The following is a 6,527-nucleotide window of genomic DNA, read 5'->3' as shown; positions in this document are numbered from 1 at the left end:
TGTACCATTTTGTTTTTAATTGACTATATATAAACCGGATCTGACAAGGAGTTTATCGCAGGGATATTCGGTTAGGATGAGCTACTTGCTATCTGTTGTTCTTAGCCCCGATTGCGTGGGGTGATATGACTGCTTTTTGTTTCATGGGGAAATAAAGAAAACCCGTCGGATAATCGACGGGTTTTCGTATGATGGCGGAGTAAGAGGGATTCGAACCCTCGATGCAGGTTGACCCCACATGCTTCCTTAGCAGGGAAGTGCCTTCAGCCTCTCAGCCATTACTCCTAAGGAAGTGCGTAATATACTGGTTTGGTTCGGACGTGTCAAGCCGAGCCTGAGGGTATTTTTTAACCGTATGAAATCATTTGTATAAAATATAAAGAAGCATGAAATTGTAGCCCGTATGCGGCGGCTGGTACAATTCATGCTTGGTTTCAGGATGTGATGAAAATGAATGATTTAATCGTATTGAACAAGCCTTATGGCGTGATTTGCCAGTTTTCGGCGCATGAAAAGTATGGGTGTTTGAAAGATTATGTGGCGCTACCGGACTTTTATCCGGCGGGGCGTTTGGATACGGACAGCGAGGGTTTGCTGCTGTTGACGAACGACGGGCGTTTGCAGGCGCGGATTGCGGATCCTAGGTTTAAACTGGAGAAAACTTATTGGGCGCAGGTTGAAGGTTCGCCCGACGAAGCGAAGCTGGATATGCTGCGGCGCGGAGTGGATTTGGGGGATTTTGTCACGCGTCCGGCAAAGGTTCGCGTGTTGGAAACGGGCGAAGCGGATGTTTTGTGGCCGCGTGTGCCGCCTATCCGCGTGCGCAAGTCCGTGCCTGATTTTTGGGTAGAAATTCGGATTTCGGAAGGAAAAAACCGGCAGGTCAGGCGGATGACGGCTAAGGCGGGTTTTCCGTGCCTGCGTTTGGTCAGGGTGGCGATAGGTCGTCTGAATCTATTCGATTTGGGCTTGGCGCTTGGGCAATGGACGTTTGCGCCGCATAAGCCTTGATGGATGGCTGTTTATTAAATTAATTGGCTGATAAAGAGAAAGGTCGTCTGAAAACCCTGCAATACGGTTTTCAGACGACCTTTGTTATTGGATATTAATGATGCGTATGACCGATTTGGAAGGTCATGGTGGTGTAGTTCGCCTGTTTTTGGCACACGCTTTGATCGGGGAAATCGGCTTTGTGTTCTACGCTGGCTTTCCAGAAGCCTTGACGCAGGGGGATGATGCTGACTTCGCCTTTGTCGTCCGTGGTATCGGAGAAGGCTTGGGCTTCGGTTTTGTGGGTTTTGCTGCGGTCGCTGGTGTCGAAACCGTCAAATGTGGCAGTAACGGTAGCGTTCGGCAGCGGTTCGCCGTTGAAAAGGACGCGGACTTTGAAGCGTTCGCTGACGTGGACGTTAGCGGGGTTGTCCAGCGGAACGATTTCCAGATGTTGTCCGACTTGCTTGGTGATGACGGCGGTGTCTGCGCTTTCGTGGCCGACGTTGACGATGTTTTTACCAAACATTCGGGTTTGTTCGCAATAGCTGGCGTCAGGCATTTCTTTGATGCTAGCTTGTTTCCAGCCTGCGCTGTTTTTAGACCAGAAAGTCGGCTGGTATTCGGCGGTAACGAGGTAGCTGCCGTCTTTAACAGGCAGTTTGCTGCGGTACTGGTAGTTGTACGTCCCTTTTTGAATCAGATTTTCTTTGCCTTTTTCGGTAATCAGCTGCATGGGCTTGCTGAAAATGTGCAGGCGGTCTTTGGCGATGGGTTCGAGTTCGGGGAATTCGCCGTAGCCCAATTCGGCTTGCAGGTATTCGCCGCCGTGTGTATGGGCGGTTTCGACCCAGACGCGGTGTGCTTGGGCGGTTGTGCTGAACAGGAGTGCGGATGCGATGAACAATGCGGTTTTTTTCATGGGTTCTCCAAATGTATCGGGTAGAAATTTGATTGGTTATAATATAACAATTTTATTTATAACAAAACGGGTTCATGAAAAAAAAGGTCGTCTGAAAACAGGATTTCTGTTTTCAGACGACCTTTCGCTTAGCCGATGTTTAAGCGTTAACCGGCTTTAGAAGTAATATGGTGTACTCATTTTTAAATTGAATCAATAAATTGACAGATCTATTTTTGAAATAACTTTATTTTGCTTGTCGCTTTTGATAAGCACAAAAACCTCCTGCGTACAGGAGGTTTTTTGAGAAGCGGATTAGCGCAGTTCTGTATGCAGGCGGCTGAGGAGTGTAGAGGCATCGCTGCCGTTGTATGCGCTGCCATCTTTGTTGAGAAGGCGGATTCGCGAACCGCCGTTAACAGGTTCGACGAATACGATGATCTCGGGGTAGGCGGCCGGTTTCTCAACTTTTTTGCCTTTGCCCAGCATACGGCCGAAGAAGCCCGGTTTTTTCGTGGAAACGGCTTCGCTCTCGTTAGGTGCCTGTTGAACCAAGAAAGCATGGCGTTCGATGTTTTGACCCAAGACATTCAAGCCGATGCGGTCGAGGGCGAGCGCGGTACGGCGCCAGTTGCGGCCGTAGTCGCCGGAGACGAGCAGGGTGTTGCCTTCGATTCGCGCCAATTCGTTGCCGCTGCGTTTGGCGACGCTTTGGGACAGCGCATTTTCGGCTTGTTGCTGATCGACGCCCAAGTATTGCATGAAGCGTGCGAGAAAGGCGGCTTCAAGATTTGGATCGTTGGCGGCAGGCTGCCAAGTGGTTGTATCTTTGTTTTTGTCTGCGTAAACTTCTTTCATGCCTTTGTGGGCGAAAAAGACGTCGGTTGTGCCGTTTCTGCCTTGTTCGATGCGGATGATGAATTTATCGCGCTCGCTGGTGGAATAGATGCCGCCTAAGCCGACTTTGTCCAAGAGGCGGCGCAGGCCGTCTTGCGGAATTTTCGCGCGGTTTTCAGCCCACTCGGTTTCCATTTGACCGATACCGGGTTCTTCGGATTTGATGTCGAAACCGTTTTCTTGCCAGAATGCTTTCAGCAAAGGCCAAATTTCGGCAGGAGATTTGCCTTGGACTTCAACCCAGCGTTGGTTCCCGTCGCGTTCCAAACGGACGCCTTTGACGGATTTGAGGGCTTCGGAATTCGCGGCTTGTTGCGTTGCCGATGTGCGGCGGCTCAGGTCGCTGGCGCGGACGGCGCCGCTGCCTGCGGGTATTTGATAGAGGTTACCTTGATCGGGGTTGTTCAAATCAGGCGGTACTTCTAATTTGACGATTTTGCGTGTCTGGGTTTGGTAGTCCAGCTTAGGCAGGTCTTTTTTGTTGCCCGAACAGGCAGTCATGCTGATCAGGGCGATTGCTACGACGACAGGTTTCATATAGGTCATATTGGTTTCCTGTGGGATGTGATGGGTTAACGGCAGGTCGTCTGAAAACGGTTTTCAGACGACCTTTGCGGTTTATGCGGTGAGTTGTCCGGATTCTTGCAATGCGGCGCGGACTTTTGCCTGTCCGGCTTCGGTCAGGGGGACGAGCGGCAGGCGGACATAAGGGTCGCATTTGCCCAATGCGGAGATGCCCCATTTGGGCGCGGCAGGGCTTGGTTCGCAGAACATAGTGTTATAAATCGGAATCAGGCGGTCATTTAATTGACGAGCGGTCGCAATATCGCCTGCAAGGGCGGCGCGGCACATATCGGCGAAGAGTTTGGGGGCGACATTGGCGGCAACGGTCACAACGCCTTTCCCGCCGCAGAGCATGAAGGGCAGGCCGGTGGGGTCATCGCCGGAAAGGATGGTGAAACCTTCGGGCGCGTGTTTGATTAATTCGAGATTGCTGCCGATGTTGCCGCTGGCTTCTTTGACGCCGACGATGTTCGGGATTTTGGCAAGGCGCAGGATGGTGTCGTTGGTCATGCTGACGACGGTGCGGCCGGGTACATTGTAGATAATCATCGGAATCGAGGTGGATTCGGCGATGGTTTTGAAATGTTGGTAAATGCCTTCTTGGGAGGGCTTGTTGTAATAAGGGACGACGGAGAGGGTGTAGTCTGCACCGGCTTTTTCGGCGGCGCGGGAGAGCGCGATGGCTTCGAGGGTGTTGTTGGCGCCGGTGCCGGCGATAACGGGAACGCGCTTGTTGACGTGTTTGACCGTTTCTTCGATTACGCTTAAATGCTCTTCGACGGAGAGGGTGGCGGATTCGCCTGTCGTGCCGACGGCGACGATGCCGTCGGTACCGTTTTCGATATGCCAGTCGATCAAATCGCGGAGTTGTTCGTAATGGATGCTGCCGTCTTGATTCATGGGTGTAATCAGGGCAACCAAACTGCCTTGTAACATAAGGAAACCTTTTATTTGTAGGGCGGAAGAGGGTTTGCTTCTAAAGGGAAGGAAATGCTTGGAATTGTAGCTTACTTTGTTGTTTGTGTGAAACATCTTGACCGGACGGTAGCCGTGCGAAGCTGAACGTAATGTTTATCTTAATGAATAATGATGTTTTTAATCAAAAATTTAGCATATTTTCATAGTGAAATGCCTGTCAAGGATTAAAAAGTGTTAAAGTCTTGCGGCGATGATTTTTGCTTTATCGAAGCCCGTTTCAGACGACCTTTTTAAGTTTGTCCGACTGTGTATAATACCTTCCCTCATTTTTCATCTTCACACTCTATTTAAATTTCTCAACAAAATGACACACCCAAATTCCCCGCAATCCGAATTTTTACGCGGCATCAAAGAATGTTCGCCCATGCTTATCGGGCTTTTGCCGTGGGCGCTGATACTCGGCGTACAAGGTGGACAGAAAGGGATGAGTTGGCTGGAAATGCTGCTGATGACGGGCATGAACTTTGCCGGCGGCTCAGAATTTGCGGCGGTCAACCTTTGGACAAACCCGCTGCCGATACTGATCATCGCTACCGTTACCTTCATGATTAATTCGCGCCATATTTTGATGGGGGCGGCAATCGCGCCTTATATGCGGGATATGCCGCTGAAAAAAGCCATGCCCGCGCTGTTTTTTATGTGCGACGAAAGTTGGGCGCTGGCGTTTGCGGAAATCCAAAAGCGCAAGGCGATGGGGCTGCCGGCATTCAATATGCCGTTTTATGCGGGCGTGTGTTTCATCCTCTACACCACTTGGATTGGCTTTGCGGCGTTTGGCGCGGCGTTCGGACCGATGTTCGGCGATGTTGCGGCATGGGGCTTCGGCATGGCGTTTCCCGCCGTGTTTTTGGTGCTGCTACGGGGTATGTGGAAAAGCTTTAAGGCGGCACGCCCGTGGTTTGTCAGCCTGATTGTGGCGGGCGGGACTTATTTGTCGGTGGACGGGCATTGGTATGTGCCGATGGGTGCGATTTCCGGCCTGCTTGCCGCCTATCTTTGGGGAGAGAAGGAATGAAGGATTTGCTCTCTTGGCAGTCGTTCCTGCTGTTTGCCAGTATGCTGGCGGTAACGTATTCCACCCGCCTTATCGGTTTTTTCGCTTTACGCAACCGCACCTTAAGCCACCGCGCACAAATCGTGATGGAAGCCGCGCCGGGTTGCGTGTTGATTTCTGTCATCGCGCCTTATTTCGTTTCCGACAAGCCGCACGAGTTGATTGCCATTGCGCTGACCGTGTTTGCCGCAAGCAGGTTTTCCATGTTGGTTACCGTGTTGATCGGCGTCGGCAGCTCTAGGCTGTTGGGGTATTTGATGCGCTAGGCGGCTGCATTTGAGTGAAACCGGTTACACCTGCTTTCAGACGACCTTATCTTGTTATAATGTCGTCTGAAATTTTTTATAAAGCAAAATCATGGCAAACCAAAGACTCATCTACGGCTTCCACGCCGTCAACGCCCGCCTGTGGCAAAACCCGAAATCGATTACCGAACTCTACGTCCAAGAAGGCAAAAACGATGCCCGCACGCGCGACGTGTTGGAGAAAGCGGCAAACGAAAACGTGCGCGTACACTTCGCCGACGCCGACCGCCTCAACGCCATCAGCAAAGGCGCACGGCATCAGGGCGTAGTCGGGTTTATCGACGCTTCCAAAAACCACGTCCACCTCGAAGACGTATTGGAAAACCTGAGCGAACCGCCGCTATTGCTGATACTCGACGGCATCACCGACCCGCACAACCTCGGCGCATGCCTGCGTACCGCCGACGCAATGGGCGTACACGCCGTCATCGCGCCGAAAGACAAAAGCGCGGGACTGAACGCCACCGTCAGCAAAGTCGCCTGCGGCGCGGCGGAAACCGTCCCCTACATCACCGTAACCAATCTCGCCCGCACCCTGCGCGAGCTGAAAGAATACGGCATCTGGATCATCGGCACCGACATGGGCGGCGATTCCGACCTCTACCATTGCGACCTGCCCGACAGCGCGGCATGGGTGATGGGCAACGAAGGCGAAGGCATGCGCCGCCTGACGCGCGAACATTGCGACATGCTGGTGTCGATACCCATGTTCGGCACAGTCGAAAGCATGAACGTCTCCGTCAGCGCAGGCATGGTGTTGAGCGAAACGCGCCGTCAACGGGTGTTGAAGGCAGAGAAATAGGGCTTAGGTGTAGAAAATCGTCGCGTTGTTTACACA

The 6,527-nt window shown here is 52.1% G+C and carries 7 protein-coding genes and 1 tRNA gene; 4 read left to right on the top strand and 4 right to left on the bottom strand.

What is annotated here, in order from left to right; all coding sequences use genetic code 11:
- Positions 1–192 precede the first annotated feature (192 nt).
- Positions 193–285: transfer RNA gene (locus tag HMPREF3066_RS06705), tRNA-Ser, on the bottom strand.
- A 165-nt stretch (positions 286–450) separates the two neighbouring features.
- Here HMPREF3066_RS06705 and HMPREF3066_RS06700 point away from each other — a divergent pair.
- Positions 451–1,011 (top strand): pseudouridine synthase, encoded by a 561-nt coding sequence (locus HMPREF3066_RS06700; RefSeq protein ID WP_070441392.1) that lies wholly within the window; start codon positions 451–453, stop codon positions 1,009–1,011.
- Between the two features lie 94 nt (positions 1,012–1,105).
- Here the strand turns inward: HMPREF3066_RS06700 and HMPREF3066_RS06695 are convergent, their stop codons facing one another.
- From HMPREF3066_RS06695 to dapA, 3 genes are all read right to left on the bottom strand, one after another.
- A complete protein-coding gene (locus HMPREF3066_RS06695; protein WP_070441390.1) occupies positions 1,106–1,912 on the bottom strand; it encodes a DUF4198 domain-containing protein in 807 nt (268 codons plus the stop codon).
- A gap of 294 nt (positions 1,913–2,206) precedes the next feature.
- Positions 2,207–3,334 carry an outer membrane protein assembly factor BamC gene (bamC, locus tag HMPREF3066_RS06690; protein ID WP_070441388.1) on the bottom strand — a complete coding sequence of 376 codons (1,128 nt, stop codon included), beginning with the start codon at positions 3,332–3,334 and terminating at the stop codon, positions 2,207–2,209.
- A 72-nt stretch (positions 3,335–3,406) separates the two neighbouring features.
- Positions 3,407–4,288 (bottom strand): 4-hydroxy-tetrahydrodipicolinate synthase, encoded by an 882-nt coding sequence (gene dapA, locus HMPREF3066_RS06685; protein ID WP_039410710.1) that lies wholly within the window; start codon positions 4,286–4,288, stop codon positions 3,407–3,409.
- A gap of 346 nt (positions 4,289–4,634) precedes the next feature.
- Between dapA and HMPREF3066_RS06680 the strand changes: the two genes are divergently transcribed.
- From HMPREF3066_RS06680 to rlmB, 3 genes are all read left to right on the top strand, one after another.
- Positions 4,635–5,345 carry an AzlC family ABC transporter permease gene (locus tag HMPREF3066_RS06680; protein WP_070441383.1) on the top strand — a complete coding sequence of 237 codons (711 nt, stop codon included), beginning with the start codon at positions 4,635–4,637 and terminating at the stop codon, positions 5,343–5,345.
- Positions 5,342–5,650, top strand: coding sequence for an AzlD family protein (locus HMPREF3066_RS06675; protein ID WP_070441380.1), 309 nt, complete (start codon positions 5,342–5,344; stop codon positions 5,648–5,650). The genes HMPREF3066_RS06680 and HMPREF3066_RS06675 overlap by 4 nt, the downstream gene beginning before the upstream one ends.
- A gap of 91 nt (positions 5,651–5,741) precedes the next feature.
- Positions 5,742–6,491, top strand: a complete 750-nt coding sequence (gene rlmB, locus HMPREF3066_RS06670; RefSeq protein ID WP_003757497.1) for a 23S rRNA (guanosine(2251)-2'-O)-methyltransferase RlmB — start codon at positions 5,742–5,744, stop codon at positions 6,489–6,491.
- The last annotated feature ends 36 nt before the right edge of the window (positions 6,492–6,527 follow it).

This window comes from Neisseria sp. HMSC03D10, from assembly GCF_001807625.1.
Classification (GTDB): Bacteria; Pseudomonadota; Gammaproteobacteria; order Burkholderiales; family Neisseriaceae; genus Neisseria; species Neisseria mucosa.
Note: the sequence above shows the minus strand (reverse complement) of the source record. Positions and strands in the feature narration are given on the sequence as shown.

Coding starts and splice junctions, on each gene's coding strand:
- HMPREF3066_RS06680 (WP_070441383.1), top strand. CDS start 4,635: ATGACACACCCAAATTCCCCGCAATCCGAATTTTTACGCGGCATCAAA.
- rlmB (WP_003757497.1), top strand. CDS start 5,742: ATGGCAAACCAAAGACTCATCTACGGCTTCCACGCCGTCAACGCCCGC.
- dapA (WP_039410710.1), bottom strand. CDS start 4,288: ATGTTACAAGGCAGTTTGGTTGCCCTGATTACACCCATGAATCAAGAC.
- bamC (WP_070441388.1), bottom strand. CDS start 3,334: ATGACCTATATGAAACCTGTCGTCGTAGCAATCGCCCTGATCAGCATG.
- HMPREF3066_RS06695 (WP_070441390.1), bottom strand. CDS start 1,912: ATGAAAAAAACCGCATTGTTCATCGCATCCGCACTCCTGTTCAGCACA.
- HMPREF3066_RS06675 (WP_070441380.1), top strand. CDS start 5,342: ATGAAGGATTTGCTCTCTTGGCAGTCGTTCCTGCTGTTTGCCAGTATG.
- HMPREF3066_RS06700 (WP_070441392.1), top strand. CDS start 451: ATGAATGATTTAATCGTATTGAACAAGCCTTATGGCGTGATTTGCCAG.